The organism is Pseudoalteromonas sp. US3C1004 (assembly GCF_048401065.1).
In the GTDB taxonomy this organism is placed as follows: domain Bacteria; phylum Pseudomonadota; class Gammaproteobacteria; order Enterobacterales; family Alteromonadaceae; genus Pseudoalteromonas; species Pseudoalteromonas undina.
The window spans coordinates 2,615,161-2,636,999 of sequence record NZ_CP183073.1 but is presented as its reverse complement, the minus strand read 5'-3'; the positions used below and the strand labels follow the sequence as shown (position 1 = coordinate 2,636,999).

Here is a 21,839-nt window from a genome sequence, read left to right as displayed (position 1 = left end):
TTTAATAGAAAGAGGGGGCGTCTTTATCGGGTCGTGTTTTAAAACGTCTATGCAACCACATATATTGTTCAGGGGCGGCATTTATTGATTGTTCCATGCGCTGATTAACACGTGTTACATCGGCTTTATCATCGCCGCTTGGGAAGTTTTCAAGCTCAGGCACGATTTCTAAGTGGTACTTTCCGTTGTTATCCCTATAAGCAATTAAGCTCATTGTTTCGCAGTTTTTACTACCTGCAAACATTAGTGTACCAGTGGTGGTTGCTGTATCGGGTACTGCGTAAAAAGGCACAAACTCACAGCGGTTACGGCCATAATCCTGATCGGGTAAGTAATAACACAGTTTTTTATTTTTTAATGATTTTAATAATCCTTTTACGTCTTTTTTTCCAACCATGTATTCATTAGAGCGAAGACGTCCATTGGTGGTAAAGTATTCCATAAGCGGATTGTTATGCGGGCGGTAAAAGCCAATACCTTGGCACTTCAATCCCATTACACGACTTGTCATTTCAAGATGCAGTATATGTGGAACAAGTAATAAAACGCCTTTTCCTGATTGTTGTACGCGCTCAAAATGCTCAAGCCCTTTTATTGACCCGAGTACTTTTTTGACCCGCCACTGTGGCCACCACCAAGCCATGCCGGTTTCAACCATCGCAATACCGGTATTTTCCATATTTTTAAGTACCAGCTGTTGTTGCTCGGTTTCGCTCATTGTGGGGAAACAGCGTTTAATATTAACCTCAGCAATATGCCTTCTACGCTTCATATATTTATGAACCAAGCGTCCTAGCTGCTTACCCATAGCTAATTGTAGTTTTTGCGGTAACCAAGAAATGAGATATAAAAACAAAACACCAATCCAGGTTAGCCAATAACGAGGACCTAAAAAAGAGGCTTTAAAAGGGGATGAGTTAACCACAAAAATTTCTCTAAAAATAAAAGGCTAGGGTCTGTTGACCTTTGCGGATTAATATTTGTTCAAACTAGGGGCAATTTAATCGCGGCGCGAGGTTTGTAACCTAGTGGGCTAAGTAAAAACCGAGCAACAAAGAGTTAATTGCCCCTAGGCAGAACCCTTCGGGCAGCGCCTGTTTGGCATTAATGCGGCGTTATCGCCTATTAATGGGGAATAACCACACCACATAAGCTCTGCCTTGCCTTAATACCAAACAGGCTGCTGCAAATTTAACCTTGAAAGGTCAACAGACCCTAGTTTAACGCTATGTGTTAAAAAATACAAAAAGCCAGCAAAAAGCTGGCTTTAGTGATTATTTATAATGAAGTCGTTTGCTTAGTTAACGGTATTTAAACCTTGGTTTATACCCACTAAATCTTCACGGCTCAATGTTCCTGTTGCTTGTTTTAAGCGAAGCGTTGATACAACATAACGATAACGTACATCGGCAAGATTACGCTTTGCATCGTACAAGTTTTGCGTACTAATTAGTACATCAACGATAGTACGTGTACCTACCTCAAAACCCGCTTCAGTGGCTTTTAATGCACTTTCAGCTGAGATAACTGCTTGTTCGAGCGCTTTAAATGTTGCAATATCAGATACCACTTGATTGTAAGAAGTAATTACAGAGCGAGTTACTGCACGATAATCGGTTTCAAAATCTTGGCTAGCAGCAACGTAAAATGCACGTGCTTGATCTGTTGCAGCAACCGTTGCGCCACCTGAGTAAAGTGGTACGCTAAAGTTTAGTCCAATAGAGCTTGAATCTGAACGAGGTTGATCGTCAAAACTAACGCCATTTGACTCGCTATCTGTTAATGAGTCGCCGTAGCTAGCATTTAACGTTAGTTTTGGATAATGACCTGCTTTTGCGAGTTCAATTTGTTCTTTAGCTATATCAACCGTGATTTTTGATACCTGCAGATTTAAATTTTTGTCTTTAGCTATTTTAACTAAATCAGTTGCAGGCGTACTTGGTTTAACAGTAGAAAACGTTTTGGTGTTTAACATATCCAGCTTCGCGTGGTACTTACCAGTGATCTCACGTAGCTGCTCACGGGCTGTTTCTACCGCATTATTAGCAATGATCTCTTGCGCTACTGAGTTATCAAATTGTGCTTGTGCTTCATGTACATCGGTAATAGCTGTTAAACCTACAGCGTAACGCTGCTTAGTTTGTTCAAGTTGGCGCTCAATGGCACGTTTTTCAGCTTGTACAAATTCAAGGTTATCAATAGCGCTAAGTACGTTAAAATAACCCTCAGCAACACGAACAATTAGGTTTTGCTTGGCAAAGTCGTATTGGCCGCTTGCTTGAAGTGCTTGTTTGTCGGCTATACCTAATGAATTCCATGCGCCTAAATCAAATAACGTTTGGCTTAAGCTAATACCACGAGAAAACTCGTCGCTTTCAGAATTAATTTTATTAATAGAAGATAAATCTTCAGATTGTCTGAAGGAAGTTGAGTCAGACTTTGTGTAACCCATAGTCAAACCAATTTGCGGTAATAATGCGCTCATAGCGCGATCGCTTTGGTATGATTGAGCATCAGCTTGGGCTTTTGCTTTTAAAACGGTAGGATCGTTGGCTGTTGCGATTTCAAAAACTTGAAGTAAATCTTCAGCATTGGCTACGGTTGAGCCCAATGCGCATGATAAACTAACCAGTGCTGCAAGGATGTTCTTTTTCATGTGATGTTCGGTCCTTAGACAATTTTTGTACTACAGGCATGTTAACCTGTTTTACTTAATAACTAAAAAAAAAATTAGTAAAACAACGTTCTCAAGTGTAACAGAATATATACCTAACACGCCTCATTCGCTCAATTTAGCGTTTTAATAGGGCTGGCAATCAAGGCGTTGATGTATCTACGCTTTCAAAAAGGAAATAAAAAACATGGCGAATAAAAGTCGTACTCAATTTACCCATGATGATGTGAGATTAAAACCGGTTGAAAATTTGTATAACGGTTTTTTTAAAATAAACCTTTATCAATTTCAGCATGCCCTGTTTGCTGGTGGAGAGTCTGAGGTTATTCGTCGAGAAATTTTAGAGCGTGGCGATGCGGTCGCGGTATTACCTTATGATCCAGTCACTGAGCAAGTATTGCTTATAGAACAAATTCGAATTGGCGCAATTAAAAGCAAACATACGCCTTGGCTGTTAGAATGTATAGCGGGTATGACCGATGGCAGTGAAGATTACGAAGCGGTTGTTAAAAAAGAAGCGCTTGAAGAAGCGGGGCTTAATTTAACAGAACTTGAGTTTATGTTGTCTTACCTTTCAAGCCCCGGCGGTACTACAGAGCGTTTGTTCTTATATTTAGCTCACGCCGATTTAAGCCAAATAAGTACTGGCATTTATGGGTTAGAAACCGAAGGTGAAGATATTAAAACCCATATTATGCACGTAGACGAAGCACTACAGCGACTTAATAGTGGTGAAATAGATAATGCTGCTACCGTAATTTGCTTGCAATGGTTAGCGCTAAATCGCGATAAGATACGTAAAAAGTGGGCATAGTTTTTAATTTTTAATAGTAATGGCGGTATTTTGACAGCACTTTTAACCACTAATCGATACATTCAAAGCCTTCCAAAGTATTTAACGCTTTGTGAGCACAATTACGTACGCCTTTTAAAACTGCTGCCTCATGAGCAAGTGATTGGCAATGTAAGAGAAATTAAATTAGGGCACAGTGAATTTGCAATTCACATAGATGATAGTGCTAAGTACACACTTGATGTTTCTATTAAACAGTTAAATGGCATGCTCGTTGGCATTGCACCGCTGTATTTAACGGTACGTCTGTACAATGATGCGAAGGTGGCTGAAATTGTTCATCATGACTACCACCAACGAATTAAGCCTTCTTATGGTTACCCTAACCCAAAAATGCATCAAAAAGATGAAAAATATCAGTTAAATGCTTTTTTGTATGACTGGTTGGTAGCGTGTGTTGAAAGAGGTCAATCAACACTTAATTGGGATGTAAATAATGGCTTGGTTTGATGACATCTATTATTTTGAACAAACTACGCTTCGAATTGCACATCTAACTGATTGCCACCTTTTTAGTAATAAAGATGCTGAATACTTTGGCGTTAATACCGCTGAACATTTTGTTAAGGCATTAGCTGATATAGCAAAGCAGCAGCCGGATGCGTTGATATTTGGTGGTGACCTAACGCAAGATCACAGCTTTAATTCGTATTTATTATTTGCAGAACTTATTCATAATAGTGACGTTGATTGCCCGGTATTTTGGGTGCCTGGTAACCATGATGAGATTGAACAGCTTAATTTAATAAGTGGTGGGCAAATACAACACGCTAAACATATAGTGGCACAAGGGATTGAACTGATATTGATTAATTCTAAAGGTAATACGCCTGCAGGGTGGGTCAGTGCCACGCATTTAGATGAAATTATGGCTTGCTTAGTTGATTCAAATAATCGTCACATTGCATTTTGTCATCACAACCCATTGCCAATTGATGGCTACCTAGATAAACATATGTTAGAAAATGGGCCGCAACTATTAAATTTATTAGTTAATAATGGTCGCGTTGATGCGCTGTTTCATGGGCATGTCCATAATGACTATCAACAGCAGTTTAGAGGGCTCAATGTTTACGCTACCCCAGCCAGCTGCGTGCAATTTAGTAAACACAGTGCGACTTGGCAGCAAGAAAATAAAGGGGCAGCTTATCGCATGCTGTATTTAAATGCTGAGCAACAACAGCTGCATATACACTCGGACGTGGTATGGTTAAACGAGTAATTTATATTCACGGTTTTAATAGCTCTGAAAAATCATATAAAGCTGTGCGCTTTGGTGAGCTTATGGCACACTATGATGTTGATTATTGTGTGCCGCGTTTAAATCATGAGCCTGTAGAGGCTATTATAGCGCTTGAACAACTATTAACACCGAATACCGTATTATTGGGCAGCTCGCTAGGTGGTTTTTTTGCCACGTATTTATCGCAGCGTTATCAAATTCCTGCGGTGGTAATTAATCCTGCCGTTGCCCCATATACATTATTAGAGCCTATACTTGGGCCTAATTATAATCCGTATCAAGATTATAATTACCAATTACAATCTCGTCATATAGATGCGTTAAAAGCATTAACGGTGACAGAGTTAAAACACCCTGAGCTGTTGTATTTATTACAGCAAACAGGGGATGAAGTGTTAAATTTTCAGCACGCAATAAAGTATTACTCACAATGTAAACAGTTAATTGAATTTGGCGGCGATCATAGCTTTAATGGCTTTGAGAGAGCTTTTTCAAGCATTGTCGATTTTCTTAAAATCAGATATTAGCGTATATAAAGATAAAAACTATGACTCAACAAAATTATAACGCCGAAGCCATTGAAGTACTTAATGGATTAGAGCCGGTAAAACGCCGCCCTGGCATGTATACAGATACCACAAGGCCAAACCATTTAGGCCAAGAGGTTATTGATAACAGTGTTGATGAAGCAATGGCTGGGCACGCAACACGTATTGATGTCATTTTACATGAAGATAATTCGCTTGAGGTGAGTGACGATGGCCGAGGTATGCCAATTGACATTCACCCAGAAGAAGGTATTCCAGGAGTTGAGTTAATATTTACTAAGCTGCATGCCGGCGGTAAGTTTTCAAACAAAAACTATCAATTCTCTGGTGGCTTGCATGGCGTAGGTATCTCGGTTGTTAATGCGCTATCTACCCGCGTGGAAGTAACGGTTCGCCGTGATGCGCAGCAATTTAGAATGGCTTTTGAGCATGGCGATAAAGTTGAAGATTTAAATGTTATTGGCTCTGTGGGTAAACGCAACACTGGTACTACGGTACGTTTTTGGCCAGATACCAGCTATTTTGACTCTGCTAATTTTTCTTTGACTAAGCTTAATCACTTATTAAAAGCTAAAGCGGTTTTATGTCCAGGTTTGCGTATTAAGTTTGTAAATAAACAAACGAAAGAAACCCAAGAGTGGTTTTATGAAACAGGCTTAAAAGATTACTTAATTGAAGCCGTTAAAGGTTACGAAATACTACCTAAAGACCCATTTGTGGGTGAGTTTTCAAGTTCTATTGAAGGCGCTGATTGGGCGGTAGTATGGATGCCTGAAGGTGGTGAGTCGATAGCCGAAAGTTATGTAAACTTAATTCCTACCGCGCAAGGGGGCACCCATGTAAATGGTCTGCGCCAAGGGCTTTTAGAGGCGATGCGTGAATTTTGTGAGTTTAGAAATTTATTACCACGTGGCGTAAAGCTCACCCCAGATGATATTTGGGAACGTTGTAGTTATGTGTTGTCGGTTAAAATGCAAGACCCACAATTTGCAGGGCAAACCAAAGAAAAACTCTCATCACGTTCATGTGCTGCGTTTGTATCGGGTGTAGTAAAAGATGCCTTTAGCTTATGGCTAAATGAGCATACTGACACCGCAGAGCTACTTTCTGAACTATGTATTTCAAATGCACAGCGTCGCTTACGTGCGGCTAAAAAAGTAGTACGTAAGCGAGTTACATCAGGCCCAGCATTACCAGGCAAACTGACCGATTGTAGTGCTGCTGATAATGACCGCACAGAATTGTTTTTAGTAGAGGGTGACTCAGCAGGGGGCTCAGCTAAACAAGCGCGAGATCGTGAATTCCAAGCAATTATGCCGTTAAGAGGTAAAATTTTAAATACTTGGGAGGTTGAGTCAGGGCAAATTTTGGCCTCTCAAGAAGTGCACGATATTTCAGTTGCGCTAGGTATAGACCCAGACTCAGCCGATATGTCGGGACTACGTTATAATAAAATTTGTATATTAGCGGATGCTGACTCCGATGGACTGCATATTGCCACCTTACTGTGTGCCTTATTTGTTCGCCATTTCCCACAATTAGTTAAAACCGGCCATGTGTATGTTGCTATGCCACCGTTATTTAGAATTGATATTGGTAAAGATGTTTACTACGCGCTGGATGAAGATGAAAAAACCGGTATCTTAGCGCGCATAGAAGCAGAAAAAAAACGTGGCAAAGTAAACGTACAACGCTTTAAAGGTTTGGGCGAAATGAACCCGCTACAATTGCGTGAAACAACCATGGACCCTAATACTCGTCGTTTAGTACAGCTTACTCTTGATGAAGAGCAGCAAACAATGGAAATGATGGATATGCTACTCGCTAAAAAGCGCTCATCAGATCGCCGTCAATGGCTAGAGGATCATGGTAACAAGGCACAAGTTTAATAAGCCTTTGGGCTTTAAAACAGGAGAGGCAAATGAATAAATTATTTAGCACACTGTTGTTACTGGGCTTAATATCATCGCCAGTGATGGCGAAAAATATACTCGACAAGCTGACCGCTGCACCGGGTTTTGAAATCAGCTTATTTGCAGATGATGTTGAAAATGCACGGCAAATTGCAGTATCAAGCCGAGGTATTGTGTATGCAGGGTCTCGTAAAGCGGGCAATGTGTATGCACTGATTGACCATAACAGCGATGGCGTGGCAGATAAAAAAATAGTGATTGCAGAGGGATTAAATATGCCCTCGGGTTTAGCAATTAAAGGGGGTGACTTATATGTTGGTGAAGTGCACCGTATTATCCGTTTTAAAAATATCGATAAACACCTCAAAAACCCTGAGTATGAAGTGTTTTATAGCGATTTACCGTCAGAGCGTCACCATGGTTGGAAGTTTTTGCGCTTTGCACCAAATGGCGAGCTGATAATTCCCGTGGGCGTACCGTGTAATATTTGTGAGGAAGATGCTCGCTTTGGCCGTATTTTTTCGTTAAATACCGATACCAAAGAAATAACGACTTTAGCCAAAGGTGTACGTAATACGGTGGGTTTTGACTTTCATCCTAGTACGCAAATGCTATGGTTTAGCGATAACGGCCGCGACATGATGGGGGATGATATTCCACCCGATGAGCTAAACCGCATTACTAAGGAAGAAGAGCACTTTGGTTTTCCATACGTGCATGGTGGCGTTATTGTTGATCCTGAGTTTGGTGAAGGAAAAAATATTGCTGATTACACTCAACCTGCATTGGCATTGGGGGCGCATGTTGCGCCATTAGGTATTCATTTTTATACCGGCAAACAGTTCCCAGATAGCTACAAACAACAGTTATTTGTTGCTGAGCATGGTTCATGGAATCGCTCTAAAAAGGTTGGTTATAAAGTGGCTGTGGCAACCATAGAAAATGCCAAAGTAACTAAATATACGCCACTGATCACCGGCTTTATGCAAGACGAAACGACATTTGGACGCCCTGTTGCATTTGCACAATTAAATGATGGCAGTCTATTGGTAAGCGATGATTACGCTAACGTAATTTACCGCGTAAGCTATAAGAAAAACTAGGTAAGCTTTAATGAGTGATACAGATACCTTGCTAATGCAAGGAATTGAACAGCAAACAATGGGGCGTTTTACCGAAGACGCCTATTTAAATTATTCAATGTACGTGATCATGGATCGTGCCTTACCGCACGTTGGTGACGGTTTAAAACCCGTTCAGCGTCGTATTATTTATGCGATGAGTGAACTGGGGTTATCGGCAAGTGCTAAATACAAAAAATCAGCCCGTACCGTGGGTGATGTATTAGGTAAATACCATCCTCACGGTGATAGTGCCTGTTATGAAGCCATGGTACTTATGGCGCAGCCGTTTTCTTATCGCTACCCGTTAGTTGATGGTCAAGGTAACTGGGGTGCAGCTGACGATCCTAAGTCGTTTGCGGCAATGCGTTATACCGAAGCGCGTTTATCTAAATTCTCTGAAGTATTACTTAAAGAGTTAGGCCAAGGGACTGTTGATTGGACGCCAAACTTCGACGGCACCATGGATGAACCATTAGTATTGCCATCGCGCTTACCGCATATATTACTTAATGGTGTCACCGGTATTGCGGTAGGTATGGCAACCGATATACCGCCGCATAATGTGCGTGAAGTAGCCAGTGCCTGTTGTTTATTACTTGATAAACCAAAAACAGAACTCGAAGAGTTATTGGATTTAGTGCATGCGCCTGATTATCCAACTGATGCTGAAATAATTACTCCAAAAGCTGATATTCACAAAATTTATAAAACCGGTCGTGGCTCAATTAAAATGCGCGCTGTGTATTGTGAAGAGCAGGGCGATATAGTTATTACTGCGTTACCGCATCAATGTTCGGGTGCAAAAGTACTTGAGCAAATTGCAGCGCAAATGAATGCTAAAAAGTTGCCGATGGTGGCCGATTTACGTGATGAATCTGATCATGAAAACCCGACCCGTATTGTGATTGTGCCGCGTTCAAATCGAATTAAAGCTGAGCCATTAATGGCGCACTTATTTGCCACCACCGATCTTGAAAAAAATTACCGCGTAAATTTAAATATGCTCGGCTTAGATGGTCGTCCACAGGTTAAAGATTTACGTAGTATTTTAACAGAGTGGTTAACCTTTAGACGCGAAACGGTACGTCGTCGCTTGCAATATCGACTTGATAAAGTACTGGCTCGATTACATATTTTAGAAGGTTTACTGGCTGCCTTTTTAAATATTGATGAAGTTATAGAAATCATCCGCTCTGAAGATAAGCCTAAACCAATATTGATGGAGCGCTTTGATTTAACCGATATTCAAGCAGAAGCCATTTTAGAATTAAAACTTCGCCATTTGGCAAAACTTGAAGAGTTTAAAATTCGTGGTGAGCAAGACGAATTGGCAAAAGAGCGTGACAAATTAGAGCAAACATTAGGCTCAGACCGTCGCATGTCGACCTTATTGAAAAAAGAAATTCAAGAAGCTGCAGAAATGTATGGTGATGATCGCCGCTCGCCTGTGATTGAGCGTGTAGAAGCCAAAGCACTGAGCGAAAAAGATTTAATACCATCAGAGTCAGTCACCGTGGTGCTATCAGATAAAGGCTGGGCACGGGTTGGTAAGGGGCATGACTTAGATGTGGAAGGATTAAATTACAGAGCTGGTGATGGTTATAGAGCATCAGCGAGAGGTAAAAGTAATCAACCAGCGGTATTTTTAGATTCAGCAGGGCGTGCATTTGCCACTGATGCTCATAGTCTTCCTTCAGCGCGAAGCCAAGGCGAGCCAATGACAGGGCGCTTTAATCTAACCTCAGGCGCCAGCTTTGAGCACGTAGTAATGGGTGAGGACGCTCAAGTGTTGTTAATGGCCTCCGACGCCGGTTATGGTTTTATTACTGACTTTAAAGATTTAGTGAGCAAAAACAAAAACGGTAAAGCGTTAGTGAGTGTGCCAAAAGGTGGTATCTTACTTTCGCCAATTCGCGTTAACGACGTGGCTACTGACTACTGTATGGCGATTTCTAACGAAGGTCGGATGTTGTTATTCCCACTGCGTGACCTACCTAAGCTAGGTAAAGGTAAGGGTAATAAAATTATTTCTATTCCGGGTGCGAAAGTACAAGCCCGCGAAGAGTTTGTAAAAGTATTAGCTGTTGTGCCGCAAGGCAGCAGTGTAACGCTGCATGCAGGTAAGCGTAAGCTGACCCTTAAACCAAGCGACCTTGAGCATTACCATGGCGAGCGAGGCCGCAGAGGGAATAAGTTACCTCGTGGTTTACAGCGCGTAGATGAAGCTGTGGTAGAGTTAACACCGCAACAAGTTGATGAGCCAAGCTCAGACGCAGAGCCAAGTTAATCTTGAGATCAAATTAGATAAAATTAGAAAACGGCTTACTCAGGTAAGCCGTTTTTTTATGACTGTTTTATTTCAGCGCACGCTTGTGCGCTATTTTCTCGTCTGCGTAACAAAATAACGTTATAATAAAATAATACATGATTGTGGTTATATTGGAGAGGCGCACTTGCTAGCTGTTATACGTATTTTAATAATGCTGTTGTTTATATTATTAAGTTGTTTTTTTGGTTTGTTGTTATCAATATTTAGACCATTTCATCCTAATAATGTGCATGTTATTGCAAGTTGGTTTGGCTCAATGGCTAAAATGCTTGGGGTTAAATTAGAACTAAAATATCATCCCGATGCGCTTAAGGTGGGGCCCGCTGTGTATGTAGCGAATCACCAAAATAGCTATGATTTATTTACTATTCCAGCTATGGTGCCAAAAAATTGTGTGAGTGTTGGCAAAAAAAGCCTGAAGTGGATCCCATTTTTTGGTCAGCTTTATTGGTTATCGGGTAATATTTTAATCGACAGAGCAAATCGCTCAAAAGCGGCAGGCACTATTTCTAAAGCAGCGGCTAAAATAAAACAAAAAGGCTTGTCGGTGTGGATGTTCCCTGAGGGGACGCGTAGTTATGGTCGTGGTTTACTCCCTTTTAAAACCGGTGCTTTTCATACAGCAATGAGTGCAGAGGTACCTGTTGTGCCAGTATGTATGAACACAACCGATAAAACCATTAAACTAAATCGCTGGGATAATGGTACAATTTACATTGAAATGTTAGCCCCCATAGCACTTGATAACAGTATCAGTGCCCGTGAACATGCTAAAAGTGTGCACAGCATTATGGCTGCTAAAATAACAGAATTAGATGCTCAAGTGAGAGAGAAATAATGGAAAACTGGCGTGAAATAAGTGAAGACATCGTAACTTCATTACTTGAAGATGGTTCCGATCCGGAAATCCTTTATGAAGTAGAGCACCACTTTGTATGTGAAGATTTTACTAAGTTAGAACAAGCTGCACTTGCTGCGTTTAAACTAGGTTACGATGTAGAAGAGCCAGCAGAACTTGAGCTTGAAGACGGCGAAAAGATTTGGAGTTTTGACATTGTTGTTGAAGCCGAATTAGATGTTGACGTTATAATGGAAGACGTTGATAAGCTTGCACAGCTTGCGGTTGAATGCGACGTAGAATACGACGGTTGGGGCACTTACTTTCAAGAGTAAGGGTTACCAATGCAAAAGGCGAACAATTATGTTCGCCTTTTTTGTGTCTTATTGGATCTGTATTGTAATTACAGCCACTTTTTATTTTTAAAGTAAATACCAATCCCACCAGTCAAAACAACCAAAAACACCACAAATGCGGTAAATGCATAGGGACTATCTGTGCCAGGTATACCGCCAACATTGACCCCCAATAACCCAGTTAAAAATCCCAGTGGTAAAAATAAAGCAGCCACCACAGACATCACATACATACGCTGATTTAATTGCTCAGACACTTGGTTAGTAATGGTTTGCTGAATAACGAGTGCACGTTCTATTGAACTATCGAGCTCTTCTAAATAGCGAATAAGTAAATTGGTGGTTTCATTTAGCTTGGCTTTATCATCGTCAAACAGCCATGGGTAATGATTATTAACCATGTTGCTGAGCGCTTCTTTTTGCGGTTTTAAGTAACGTTTTAGCGCGATTGTTTGGCGGCGAAGTTGCGACAAGCCTTGGTTATCAAACTTTTTACTAGGCTCATCAATTTCTTCTTCAAAATCATCTAAGCTTTCATCTAGTTCATCTATTACCGTTTGCATACGTGAAGTGAGCTTTTGCGCTAAGCTACACACTAGTTCAGAAATACTGCTTGGCCCCTCATTATTATTTAACGAGGTTAGAATATCTTGCACTGATAATAATCGGCGCTTACGGGTAGTGATCACCACGTCTTTATTAATAAATAGGCGAATAGACACCATGTCTTCAGGGCTTTGCGCTGGGTTTAAATTGATTCCACGTAAAAACAGCATATGGCCATTCATTGTAGGAGTAATGCGAGGACGTGTTTCATCTGCGGTGAGTGATTCAAGTTCGTAGTCGTTTAATTGGCCGCAGTTTTTTAACCAATCAACGGCTTCTTTTTGACTGTAATCCATATGCACCCACAGCTTTCCATCAGTAGGTTGCCATTGGTGTAACTGTTTACTGTTTTCTATTGGGCGAGCCCCGCCTTGTTCATCAAGAATAAGCGCATGAAGTAAGCCATTGATCATAATAATTTCTCATAGATAGTATATTTTTAATACAGTTGACTGTAATGTATTTAACTTAGCTTTACTTTGTAGAGTTAATCAACAAAAAATTGTTTTTTAGCCTATGGTTAAGTGCATACGTTAGGGGTGCATTGTTAAACGAGTTAACTTAAAAGGTCAATCAAATCGGCTTATCGAGTAGATGAATTTATTTTGTTGGTGTTTTGTTGGCTGTAGCGTATAAAACACTTTTTTTACTAAGGGCACATTTATGACGACAAAAATAACAGTTGGTTGGCGTGAGTGGTTAAGTTTACCCGAGCTAGGCATCGAGCAAATTAAAGCAAAAATAGACACTGGTGCGCGTACTTCCTGTATTCATGCAATTAATATTGAAGAATACGAAGTCGATGGCGAAAAATGGGTTAAATTTACAGCCCAACCATTGCAAGAAGACGAGCAAACGCAAATTACCTGCAATGCCAAAGTTAAAAAGATGAAGTACGTTACCAGCTCTAGTGGCCAAAAAGAATTGCGTTACTTTATTGAAACTACATTACATGCCGGCGAATTTAGTTGGCCAATAGAAATTACATTAACAAGTCGTGCGTCTATGAAGTTTAGAATGTTGTTAGGGCGCACAGCAATGGAAAATCGCATAGTCGTTGATCCGGCTTTATCACATTTATTATAAGAATTCGTTGAGTAGCAAACATAATTATATCTGCTTGCTCAACATCATTTAGTTAAGGCTTTAATGATGAAAATTGGTATTTTATCTCGTAACAAAAAATTATATTCAACGCGTCGCCTAATCGAAGCTGCTGAGGCGCGTGGACATGAAGTGAAAGTAATTGATGCGTTACGCTCTTACATGAACATAAACTCAGAGCAACCTGAAATTCATTATCGTGGTGAAAACCTAAAAGATTTCGACGCTATCGTGCCACGTATTGGTGCATCGGTTACATTTTATGGTTGTGCTGTATTACGCCAATTTGAAATGATGGGGGTGTTCCCTGTTAATGAATCAGTAGCTATTTCTCGCTCTCGCGATAAATTACGTTCTTTGCAGTTACTATCGCGTAAAGGTGTGGGTATGCCGGTTACAGGCTTTGCCAGCAAGCCCGATGACGTAAAAGATTTATTAGAAATGGTAGGCGGCGCACCGGTCGTTATTAAGTTACTTGAGGGTACTCAAGGTATTGGTGTGGTATTGGCTGAAACACGTAAAGCAGCTGAAAGTGTTATTGAAGCATTCATGGGTTTAAAAGCCAATATCATGGTGCAAGAGTACATTAAAGAAGCCGGTGGTGCAGACATTCGTTGCTTTGTATTGGGCGATAAAGTGATTGCTGCGATGAAACGCCAAGCACAAGAGGGCGAGTTCCGCTCTAATCTTCATCGTGGTGGTAGCGCTACACTGGTACGTATTACCCCAGAAGAACGTAAAACAGCGGTTGCTGCAGCAAAAGCAATGGGTTTAAACGTTGCTGGCGTTGATTTACTCCGTTCATCTCGCGGCCCTTTGGTTATGGAAGTAAATTCATCGCCAGGTCTAGAAGGGATTGAAGTGGCAACTGGTAAAGATATTGCGGGTATGGTGATTGACTTTATTGAAAAAACGGCCTCAGTGAAAGGAACAGCAACTCGTGGCAAAGGTTAAAATTAACCGACCTTTCACCCTATTAGGTGAAAGCATTGGTGTAGGTGAACGTAAAACACTCGCACTAGAAGCTGCAAAGCTTTATACCCATTCACCGCTTAATATTCCTATTGAAGTGGTTAACGGTGTAATGGAAGGCCCTGTATTGATGGTCTGTGCGGCAATACATGGCGATGAGCTTAATGGGGTTGAGGTTGTGCGCCAGTTACTGGCTAAGATCGATCCTAACCAGTTGCGTGGCACATTAATAGCGGTGCCGATTGTGAATGTATTTGGTTTTATTCATAAATCTCGTTACTTGCCCGATCGCCGTGATATGAATCGAAGTTTTCCTGGCTCTGAACGTGGTTCGTTAGCAGGTCGTATGGCGTATATGTTTTTTAACCAAGTCGCTGTGCATTGTACGCATATTATAGATTTGCATACGGGTGCGATTCATCGTACTAACTTACCGCAAATACGCGCTAATTTAGCCGATGAAGCTACAGCGCAAATGGCTAAGGCTTTTGGCACACCTGCGGTTATTGATGCGTCGTTACGCAATGGCTCATTGCGCAGTGAAGCGGCTAATTTGGGTATACCCGTTATTACCTACGAAGCAGGTGAAGCGTTGCGCTTTGACCCGATTGCGATTGCAGCGGGTGTACAAGGGGTTGATTATGTTATGCGTCATTTAAAAATGATGCGTGGTAAGCGCCCTAAAAAACTACCTGAGCCGGTTATTGCAGGTTCAACAAGTTGGGTACGAGCTGAGGTTGACGGTATAGTAAGAGCGCAAGTATCGTTAGGTGAACGTGTCACTAAAGGGCAAATACTGGCATACATAAGTAGTCCGCTTGGCGATTCTGAGCTTGAATTGCTTGCTCCACGTAGTGGCATTATTATTGGTCAGCAAACCATGCCTTTAGTAAATGAAGGCGATGCTGTGTTTCATATTGCTTACTTTGCTCACTCAAATAGTTTGGTAGAGCAACAGCTTGAAAGCTTTATTGGTGAAATAAGTGATTTAGATGATGAACTGAAAACAGCTGAGCTAAATAATTAACTTCACCCGTAAGAATTAAAAAAGCCGCTTAAGTTTATTAGCTGAAGCGGCTTTTTTATATTGTTATTTAATTACGTGGCTTTGGGCCAATAATTCGTTTAATTTTAGGCGCTTTTGTTGGTTTTGGCTCTGTATTGAGTACTAACACGGGACGGGTAACAAATAGATTATTAGGGTAAATCACTCTATGTCCATCAACGTGTTCGAGTAATACATTCATCAGCCCCATTTCAATAATGCGCCCTTCAATGGCATTGGCCCCATCCACGATTCTAACCCAATAGCCTACACGGCAGTCATTTTGTATAAACATGAGTAAAAAAGCAGTTAAGTTGCTCAATAATGACCAAGCCGCAAACAGCGCAACGCCTAACATGGCAAATAAGGAAGAGCCTAATACTAATAAACCACGCAGCTCTATTCCCCAAAAAACTAAAACTAAACACAACATAACAAAGGCGAGTATTATTTTTAATAGTAACTCTGCTCGGTATTTTCTGTGTAAATCGATTTTACCTCTAATGGCTTTTTCGAGTAATTTTTTAGTGAGCTTTAACAATAACGGAAAGCTCAACAGTGCAATCACGGTTACGATTAGCTTATATTGTGTGCTCACAAGCTCTAAAAGAGAGATTAATTCCAAAACGTATTCTCACAATAATGATAGGCGCAAAGTGTAACGTGTTAGCTTTGTGCGCAGTAGTGATTTAAAAAGAATTTTTAACGCTCAGTAGCCACTGTACAGAGTCAACATCGTTATATTTATTTAGTGGCGCGGCAATATCAAGGTGTATCATAGTACCCGCGTTGGCGCGACTTGGCGCAAGGCGTAAACCGAGTCCAACATTTTTAAGTACAGGTGTGTTTTCAATTTGATACAGGGTATTCGAGTCATTGTTATACCATGCGCGACCTACATCTAGAAAGGCTGCGCCTCCCACTTTAAACAGTTGTAGTAAGTCATACTCCCAATAGTAGCGCTTTTCTAAGCTGACTAAAAAACTCCGATCGCCATGTTGAAACTCAATAGGGTAACCGCGTAAACCGGTTTCGCCCCCGAGAGTGAGCTGCTTATCGTTGGTGAGGTTTTTTGCGTATTGTAGCCTGGCTTTTACATACCAAGACTGATCAATACTGGTATTTAAATAATATTGAATTTGGCTGGTGGTGATTAAGTTTTCAAGCTGTTTTTGTTCTTTATTCCAATAACCTTGAATATCTGCGTGAAAGCGCCATAGCGTATTATCACCACTAAAATGTGCTTTGTTAAAGTTAAACGAGTAAATAGCGCGGCTATCGTCGTTACTAATTGATTCATCAGAATAACCCAGCGTAGCTTTTATATTCCAACCTAAATTTAAATCCTCGGTACGGTAAATACTGTCAAAGTTACGCACTTTTATAAAGTTATCTTCAAACCAGTGGCCGCTTACATAAGGATAACTAAGCTGCCTATTTTCAGCTAGCGGCACAGTGGTTTCATCGATGCTTTTAAATGTTTGTTGCTCATCGATATAACCTAGGCTCAAGCGCTGTGTCCAGTTTTGGCTAAGGGCTTTAGAGTGACCAAAAAATACCTGATTTAGATCGGTGGTCTGTTCAAACTCACTAAATTTATCGCCCCTAAGATACAGGGCCTCTTCTCGCTGGGTAGAGTAACTCAGGGCACCATAACTATAGGGTGTATCAATGGCGTAAAATGGGTAAGTAAGCTCAACTAAGTGACTTTTACCGTCACTGTTATCGGCATACTCTATACGACCTCTGTAGCGTGTTGATAGGATATTTGGATCATCGTAAACAAATAAATAGCCATTACGATCACTGTCGGTTTTGCGAGCAAACGATAATCGTTTGCCCCAACCAAATAAGTTAGACTCGCGAAAGCCGATACTTGATTTATTTTCGCCACCACTGCGGCTAAAGCTAAGCTCGGGTAGCAAAGTCCACAAATCGCGAGTCACCACGGTTACATCAACATCGCCATCGCAGTTTTCGTTGGCAACAATTTGTGCGTCATATAAATAGTTTTGTTTACGCAGTAGCCGCTCTGATTCAGCCAAGGTTTTTTGATTAAAAGTATCACCCGCTTTAAACAATAAAATGCTTTTAATAACCTCAGGCTCAGTTTGTATATGTGCACGATTAGCAAAGCGAAACAGTGCGTTGTTTTCAGCTTCGAGTTCGGTATTAAAAACATTAAGTTGTTTAAGATTAATTGAGGCAATTTTAGCGTTACTATTTGTTGTAAGCGATGGAGGTTGAGACTCGATTTGTCGACGCAAGTTAATTTCAGAAGTTTTCAATGAATCGTCATTTTGGCAGCTTTGGGCTAGTGGCGTTTCTTGCGCGCAAACGCTGAGCATAAACATACTCAAAATAGAAAAGCTAAAACAACTACGTGCAATCCATTTTCTATTTAGCATTGACCCTCTTTAGCGCTATTTTGCAAAATAAAACACTTACTCTTAGCTTACATCATTGTTATTAATATGTAAGTAAAAGTGCCAATTTAGTTTATTTTTTATAGCAATTATAAGGTATTAGCGATAAATAGACGTGGCCTTAGCTTAAATAAAATGTTAACGCTGCCAATAGGTTGTCGGCATCTTGACCTTCGCCGTTAATCCACACACTTTGACTGTAATGCTCAAAATTTAAATTAAAAGTGTGGTTAGCATAGTTAAAACGCAGTTGGTGACGATCAGCCCCAGCTGCAAATTCACTAATGCTAATTTCATCGCTGTGCAAAAAAAACGTTCCCCATAACTCAAAGTCTTCATCGTGCGGCAACTCTGTTGGTTTAACAATAATGCATTGATGTATGTGATCGTATTCAAGTTCGGTCATAAGGGGCTTATTGCGTTGCTAGATAATGTCGAATTGCGGTTAAAAACTCACCGCCATATTTGTTTAATTTAGTAAAACCAACCCCCGACACTTTTAAAAATTCACTGTCGTTGGTAGGCATAAGCTGCGCCATTTCGGCCAGCGTTTTATCGTTAAATACTACATAAGGGGGTACGTCATCGGCATCGGCTAATTCTTTACGTAATGCACGTAGGCGAGCAAATAACTTTTTATCGTAATTAAACTGCGCTAATTTATCCTGATAAACGTGCTTAGCTTGTAGGCGTGGTTCAGCCAGTTGTAGCGCATACTCACTCTTTAAAATAGCGCGTGCAGCTTCGGTAAGCCGTAGTGATGCGCCTTGGGTTATATCTTGGCTTAGTAGCCCTTGGTGAATAAGTTGGCGTAAAATACTGAGCCAAAACTCACTGCTTTTATCTTTACCTATGCCATAGGTGCTGAGTTCATGATGGTTGTTATCACGAATGCGGCTGGTATTTGCGCCGCGTAATAACTCTACAATGTAACCTAAACCAAATCGTTGCTGTGCCCGATACACACACGAAAGAGCTTGTTGGGCCACCAGTGTGCCATCAAAGCTTTTTGGTGGATTTAAGCAAATATCGCAGTTACCGCACGGCTCTCGTTGGTATTCACTAAAGTAGTTTAATAATATTTGACGTCTGCAAGTCTGCGCTTCGGCAAAACTGGCCATGGCATTAAAACGCTGCTCTTCTACACGACGGCGTTGTTCATCGTCAATATCTTCAAAAAAGCGTCTAACCCGACCTATATCAGCGGGGTCAAAATACATAATGGCTTCTGCAGCGAGTCCATCACGTCCAGCGCGACCGGTTTCCTGATAATACGCTTCAATACTTTTTGGAATGTCGTAATGTAATACAAAACGTACGTTAGGCTTGTTAATTCCCATACCAAAGGCAACGGTGGCAACCACAATTTGAATATCGTCGCGGGCAAACCCGGTTTGCACAAATTGACGCTGTTCGTTACTCATTCCCGCATGATAAGCAGCCGCATTAAGGCCTGCATCGGCAAGCTTTTCAGCAATATCATCAACCCGCTTTCGACTGGTGCAATAAATAATGCCACTTTGATTTTTTTGCTCTTTCAAATAGCGCAGTAATTGCACCATAGGTTTAAATTTCTCTTCTATGGTGTAACGAATATTAGGGCGGTCAAAGCTGCCGGTATGAATATAAGGCTGCTGTAGCTTGAGTTGCTCAACAATATCAAAGCGGGTGGCTTTATCAGCGGTGGCAGTGAGTGCCATCATAGGTACATGTGTAAAGCGTTGCTTTAATTCATTTAACCTAAAATAGTGAGGTCTAAAGTCATGTCCCCAATGAGAAACACAGTGTGCTTCATCAATAGCAAACAAACTGACATTTAAATGCGATAAGCGCTCTAAAAATTCTCTTTGTAGTACTTTCTCTGGGGCAACATAAAGTAATTTTATTAGCCCCTGATGCAACTGCTGATAGACTAACTGCTGTTCTTCACGGGCTAAGCTGTTATTTATATAAGCGGCTTTTACGCCTAGAGCTTGCAACTGAGTTACTTGATCTTGCATTAAAGAAATGAGCGGAGAGATAACAATGGTTACCCCCTCTAATACTAGTGCGGGTATTTGGTAACACACCGATTTACCACCACCGGTAGGCAATAATACTAACGAGTCTTGGCCGTTAATCGCAGCATCGATTACTGCACTTTGACCGTCGCGAAATTCGCTGTAACCAAACACTTGTTTGAGTACAGTTTCAGGTTTACGCACCAGCGTATTTGGAGAGGGAGTTAGTGTATTCATCGGCGCTATTTTAGTGGTTTTTTATCAGGATGTCTTTAGCTTTCATTATTTGGTGTAAACATCGGTAATGATAATCGAGGAGGTTACAACAGCTTTAAGTTGTGCTTTACTCATCGTACCACCTTTAAACATAGAGAATAATAATGAATAAAGAAATGTTGATTGAACAAGTTGGGGCGTTGTTTGTTAATAATATGCCTTTTAACCAATTTTTAAAAATAGCGGTGGAGTCACTTAGTACTGAACAAGCTAAAATCTCCTTTCCTTGGCAAGATGTATTAATAGGCAACCCCGCGCAAAAAATTCTCCATGGCGGAGTTATTTCGGCGGTACTTGATAATGTCGGTGGAATGCTTGCTGCTGCCAGTGTAATCGGAAAACTAGACGATGCAGATTTACCCAGTGTACATAAAAGGCTAGCCACACTGGGGACTATAGATTTACGCACCGACTATTTACGTCCAGGCAAAGGCGAGGTTTTTATTGCTAGCGCTAAGCTGATTCGCTCAGGAAATAAAGTATGTGTGTGCCGAATGGAGTTACACAATGAGCAGTCAGTACAAATTGCTTTTGGAACGGGCACGTATTTAGTTGGCTAAAAAGTGAGAGGGGGGTAAACTGACGGCCTTTTAAATCACCAAGTGGTTACTATGTCGATTGATACCGAGCAGCGAAAGGGCGCTATTTTTGCCTGCCTCGCTTTTTTTATGTGGGGCCTCGCACCCATTTATTTTAAGATGATCCAACATGTGTCAGCATTTGAAATTTTAATGCACCGTGTTATTTGGTCAGTGGTGTTTCTTATTGTGGTGGTGAGTGTGCTCAGCTACTGGGATAAAATTAAACGCATTTTAATCCAACCTAAACTTATTTTGATGTTAGTTGTTACCTCGACCTTACTAGGGTTTAACTGGGGATTGTTTATTTGGGCCATCAATAACAATCACATGTTGGATGCCAGCCTAGGTTACTACATTAATCCTCTATTGAATGTGTTGCTTGGTATGGTGTTTTTAAACGAGCGATTACGTAAGTTGCAAGGTGCTGCTGTTGCTTTAGCTTTTACAGGCGTGTTGTTACAGCTAATTAGTTTTGGCTCATTCCCCGTGGTAGCGTTTTCATTAGCAACATCTTTCGCACTATATGGCCTATTACGTAAAAAGCTACAAGTTGATGCTCTGCCTGGGATTTTAATTGAGGCATTAATATTGTTACCCGTGGCGCTTACCTATTGGTGGCTAATGGTACCGACTGAAACGTCAAATTTACCAGGGAATGATTGGCTAACCAATGTATTATTGGTGAGCGCGGGCATAGTAACTACGCTGCCACTGCTGTGTTTTACCGGCGCGGCTAAGCGTTTGCAATATACAACGTTAGGGTTTTTTCAGTATATAGGGCCTAGCCTAATGTTTATTTTAGCGGTGGTATTTTATGGTGAGGTGTTTGATGCTGAGCGCGTAATTACCTTTGCGTGTATTTGGAGTGCATTGGCTATTTTTAGTTGGGACTCATACCATCAATCGCGAAAACGCAGAAAAGCGGCCATTGTAGCCTCTGGTGTGGTTTAA

At 41.0% G+C, this 21,839-nt stretch carries 21 protein-coding genes; 14 read left to right on the top strand and 7 right to left on the bottom strand.

Going from position 1 to position 21,839, the window contains the following annotated elements:
- Position 1 precedes the first annotated feature (1 nt).
- A complete protein-coding gene (lpxL, locus tag ACNSN3_RS12340) occupies positions 2 to 925 on the bottom strand; it encodes an LpxL/LpxP family Kdo(2)-lipid IV(A) lauroyl/palmitoleoyl acyltransferase (protein WP_054201907.1) in 924 nt (307 codons plus the stop codon).
- Positions 926 to 1,297: 372 nt separating this feature from the next.
- Positions 1,298 to 2,656, bottom strand: coding sequence for an outer membrane channel protein TolC (tolC, locus tag ACNSN3_RS12335; RefSeq protein ID WP_418607555.1), 1,359 nt, complete (start codon positions 2,654 to 2,656; stop codon positions 1,298 to 1,300).
- A 205-nt stretch (positions 2,657 to 2,861) separates the two neighbouring features.
- On the opposite strand from tolC, the gene ACNSN3_RS12330 reads away from it, so the two are divergent.
- From ACNSN3_RS12330 to rraB, 9 genes are all read left to right on the top strand, one after another.
- Positions 2,862 to 3,488 (top strand): NUDIX domain-containing protein, encoded by a 627-nt coding sequence (locus tag ACNSN3_RS12330; RefSeq protein ID WP_418607553.1) that lies wholly within the window; start codon positions 2,862 to 2,864, stop codon positions 3,486 to 3,488.
- 30 nt (positions 3,489 to 3,518) lie between these two features.
- On the top strand, positions 3,519 to 3,977 hold the full coding sequence (locus ACNSN3_RS12325) for a DUF1249 domain-containing protein (protein WP_055012529.1): 459 nt from the start codon (positions 3,519 to 3,521) through the stop codon (positions 3,975 to 3,977).
- Positions 3,964 to 4,749 (top strand): metallophosphoesterase, encoded by a 786-nt coding sequence (locus ACNSN3_RS12320; RefSeq protein ID WP_418607551.1) that lies wholly within the window; start codon positions 3,964 to 3,966, stop codon positions 4,747 to 4,749. Before ACNSN3_RS12325 ends, ACNSN3_RS12320 begins: the two co-directional genes overlap by 14 nt.
- Positions 4,734 to 5,297, top strand: a complete 564-nt coding sequence (locus tag ACNSN3_RS12315) for a YqiA/YcfP family alpha/beta fold hydrolase (protein ID WP_010391565.1) — start codon at positions 4,734 to 4,736, stop codon at positions 5,295 to 5,297. Before ACNSN3_RS12320 ends, ACNSN3_RS12315 begins: the two co-directional genes overlap by 16 nt.
- Before the next feature lie 20 nt (positions 5,298 to 5,317).
- Entirely contained in the window at positions 5,318 to 7,207 is a 1,890-nt protein-coding gene (parE, locus tag ACNSN3_RS12310) for a DNA topoisomerase IV subunit B (RefSeq protein ID WP_010391564.1), read from the top strand.
- 32 nt (positions 7,208 to 7,239) lie between these two features.
- Positions 7,240 to 8,334, top strand: coding sequence for a PQQ-dependent sugar dehydrogenase (locus tag ACNSN3_RS12305; RefSeq protein ID WP_055012532.1), 1,095 nt, complete (start codon positions 7,240 to 7,242; stop codon positions 8,332 to 8,334).
- Between the two features lie 10 nt (positions 8,335 to 8,344).
- The gene (parC, locus tag ACNSN3_RS12300; protein WP_418607549.1) at positions 8,345 to 10,642 is read left to right on the top strand and encodes a DNA topoisomerase IV subunit A; all 2,298 of its coding nucleotides are present in this window, start codon (positions 8,345 to 8,347) and stop codon (positions 10,640 to 10,642) included.
- Between the two features lie 166 nt (positions 10,643 to 10,808).
- The gene (locus tag ACNSN3_RS12295) at positions 10,809 to 11,522 is read left to right on the top strand and encodes a 1-acylglycerol-3-phosphate O-acyltransferase (protein ID WP_010391558.1); all 714 of its coding nucleotides are present in this window, start codon (positions 10,809 to 10,811) and stop codon (positions 11,520 to 11,522) included.
- Positions 11,522 to 11,857 (top strand): ribonuclease E inhibitor RraB, encoded by a 336-nt coding sequence (rraB, locus tag ACNSN3_RS12290; protein ID WP_008110603.1) that lies wholly within the window; start codon positions 11,522 to 11,524, stop codon positions 11,855 to 11,857. The genes ACNSN3_RS12295 and rraB overlap by 1 nt, the downstream gene beginning before the upstream one ends.
- Before the next feature lie 68 nt (positions 11,858 to 11,925).
- Here the strand turns inward: rraB and ACNSN3_RS12285 are convergent, their stop codons facing one another.
- On the bottom strand, positions 11,926 to 12,897 hold the full coding sequence (locus tag ACNSN3_RS12285; protein WP_010391556.1) for a zinc transporter ZntB: 972 nt from the start codon (positions 12,895 to 12,897) through the stop codon (positions 11,926 to 11,928).
- Between the two features lie 250 nt (positions 12,898 to 13,147).
- On the opposite strand from ACNSN3_RS12285, the gene ACNSN3_RS12280 reads away from it, so the two are divergent.
- From ACNSN3_RS12280 to ACNSN3_RS12270, 3 genes are all read left to right on the top strand, one after another.
- Positions 13,148 to 13,570 (top strand): ATP-dependent zinc protease, encoded by a 423-nt coding sequence (locus tag ACNSN3_RS12280; protein WP_010391555.1) that lies wholly within the window; start codon positions 13,148 to 13,150, stop codon positions 13,568 to 13,570.
- A 66-nt stretch (positions 13,571 to 13,636) separates the two neighbouring features.
- A complete protein-coding gene (gene rimK / locus ACNSN3_RS12275) occupies positions 13,637 to 14,542 on the top strand; it encodes a 30S ribosomal protein S6--L-glutamate ligase (RefSeq protein ID WP_008467750.1) in 906 nt (301 codons plus the stop codon).
- On the top strand, positions 14,529 to 15,587 hold the full coding sequence (locus ACNSN3_RS12270; protein WP_055012533.1) for a succinylglutamate desuccinylase/aspartoacylase family protein: 1,059 nt from the start codon (positions 14,529 to 14,531) through the stop codon (positions 15,585 to 15,587). Before rimK ends, ACNSN3_RS12270 begins: the two co-directional genes overlap by 14 nt.
- A 67-nt stretch (positions 15,588 to 15,654) precedes the next feature.
- Here the strand turns inward: ACNSN3_RS12270 and ACNSN3_RS12265 are convergent, their stop codons facing one another.
- From ACNSN3_RS12265 to recQ, 4 genes are all read right to left on the bottom strand, one after another.
- A complete protein-coding gene (locus tag ACNSN3_RS12265; RefSeq protein WP_010391553.1) occupies positions 15,655 to 16,230 on the bottom strand; it encodes a mechanosensitive ion channel domain-containing protein in 576 nt (191 codons plus the stop codon).
- A 64-nt stretch (positions 16,231 to 16,294) separates the two neighbouring features.
- Positions 16,295 to 18,013 carry a POTRA domain-containing protein gene (locus tag ACNSN3_RS12260; RefSeq protein ID WP_418607546.1) on the bottom strand — a complete coding sequence of 573 codons (1,719 nt, stop codon included), beginning with the start codon at positions 18,011 to 18,013 and terminating at the stop codon, positions 16,295 to 16,297.
- Between the two features lie 139 nt (positions 18,014 to 18,152).
- A complete protein-coding gene (locus ACNSN3_RS12255; protein WP_418607544.1) occupies positions 18,153 to 18,437 on the bottom strand; it encodes a DUF3630 family protein in 285 nt (94 codons plus the stop codon).
- A gap of 7 nt (positions 18,438 to 18,444) precedes the next feature.
- Positions 18,445 to 20,268 (bottom strand): DNA helicase RecQ, encoded by a 1,824-nt coding sequence (gene recQ, locus ACNSN3_RS12250; RefSeq protein ID WP_054201899.1) that lies wholly within the window; start codon positions 20,266 to 20,268, stop codon positions 18,445 to 18,447.
- Between the two features lie 143 nt (positions 20,269 to 20,411).
- Between recQ and ACNSN3_RS12245 the strand changes: the two genes are divergently transcribed.
- Together ACNSN3_RS12245 and rarD are read left to right on the top strand one after the other, a co-directional pair.
- Positions 20,412 to 20,867, top strand: coding sequence for a thioesterase family protein (locus tag ACNSN3_RS12245; protein ID WP_008467759.1), 456 nt, complete (start codon positions 20,412 to 20,414; stop codon positions 20,865 to 20,867).
- A gap of 51 nt (positions 20,868 to 20,918) precedes the next feature.
- Complete coding sequence (gene rarD, locus ACNSN3_RS12240) at positions 20,919 to 21,839, top strand: EamA family transporter RarD (RefSeq protein WP_008467760.1); 921 nt, start codon at positions 20,919 to 20,921, stop codon at positions 21,837 to 21,839.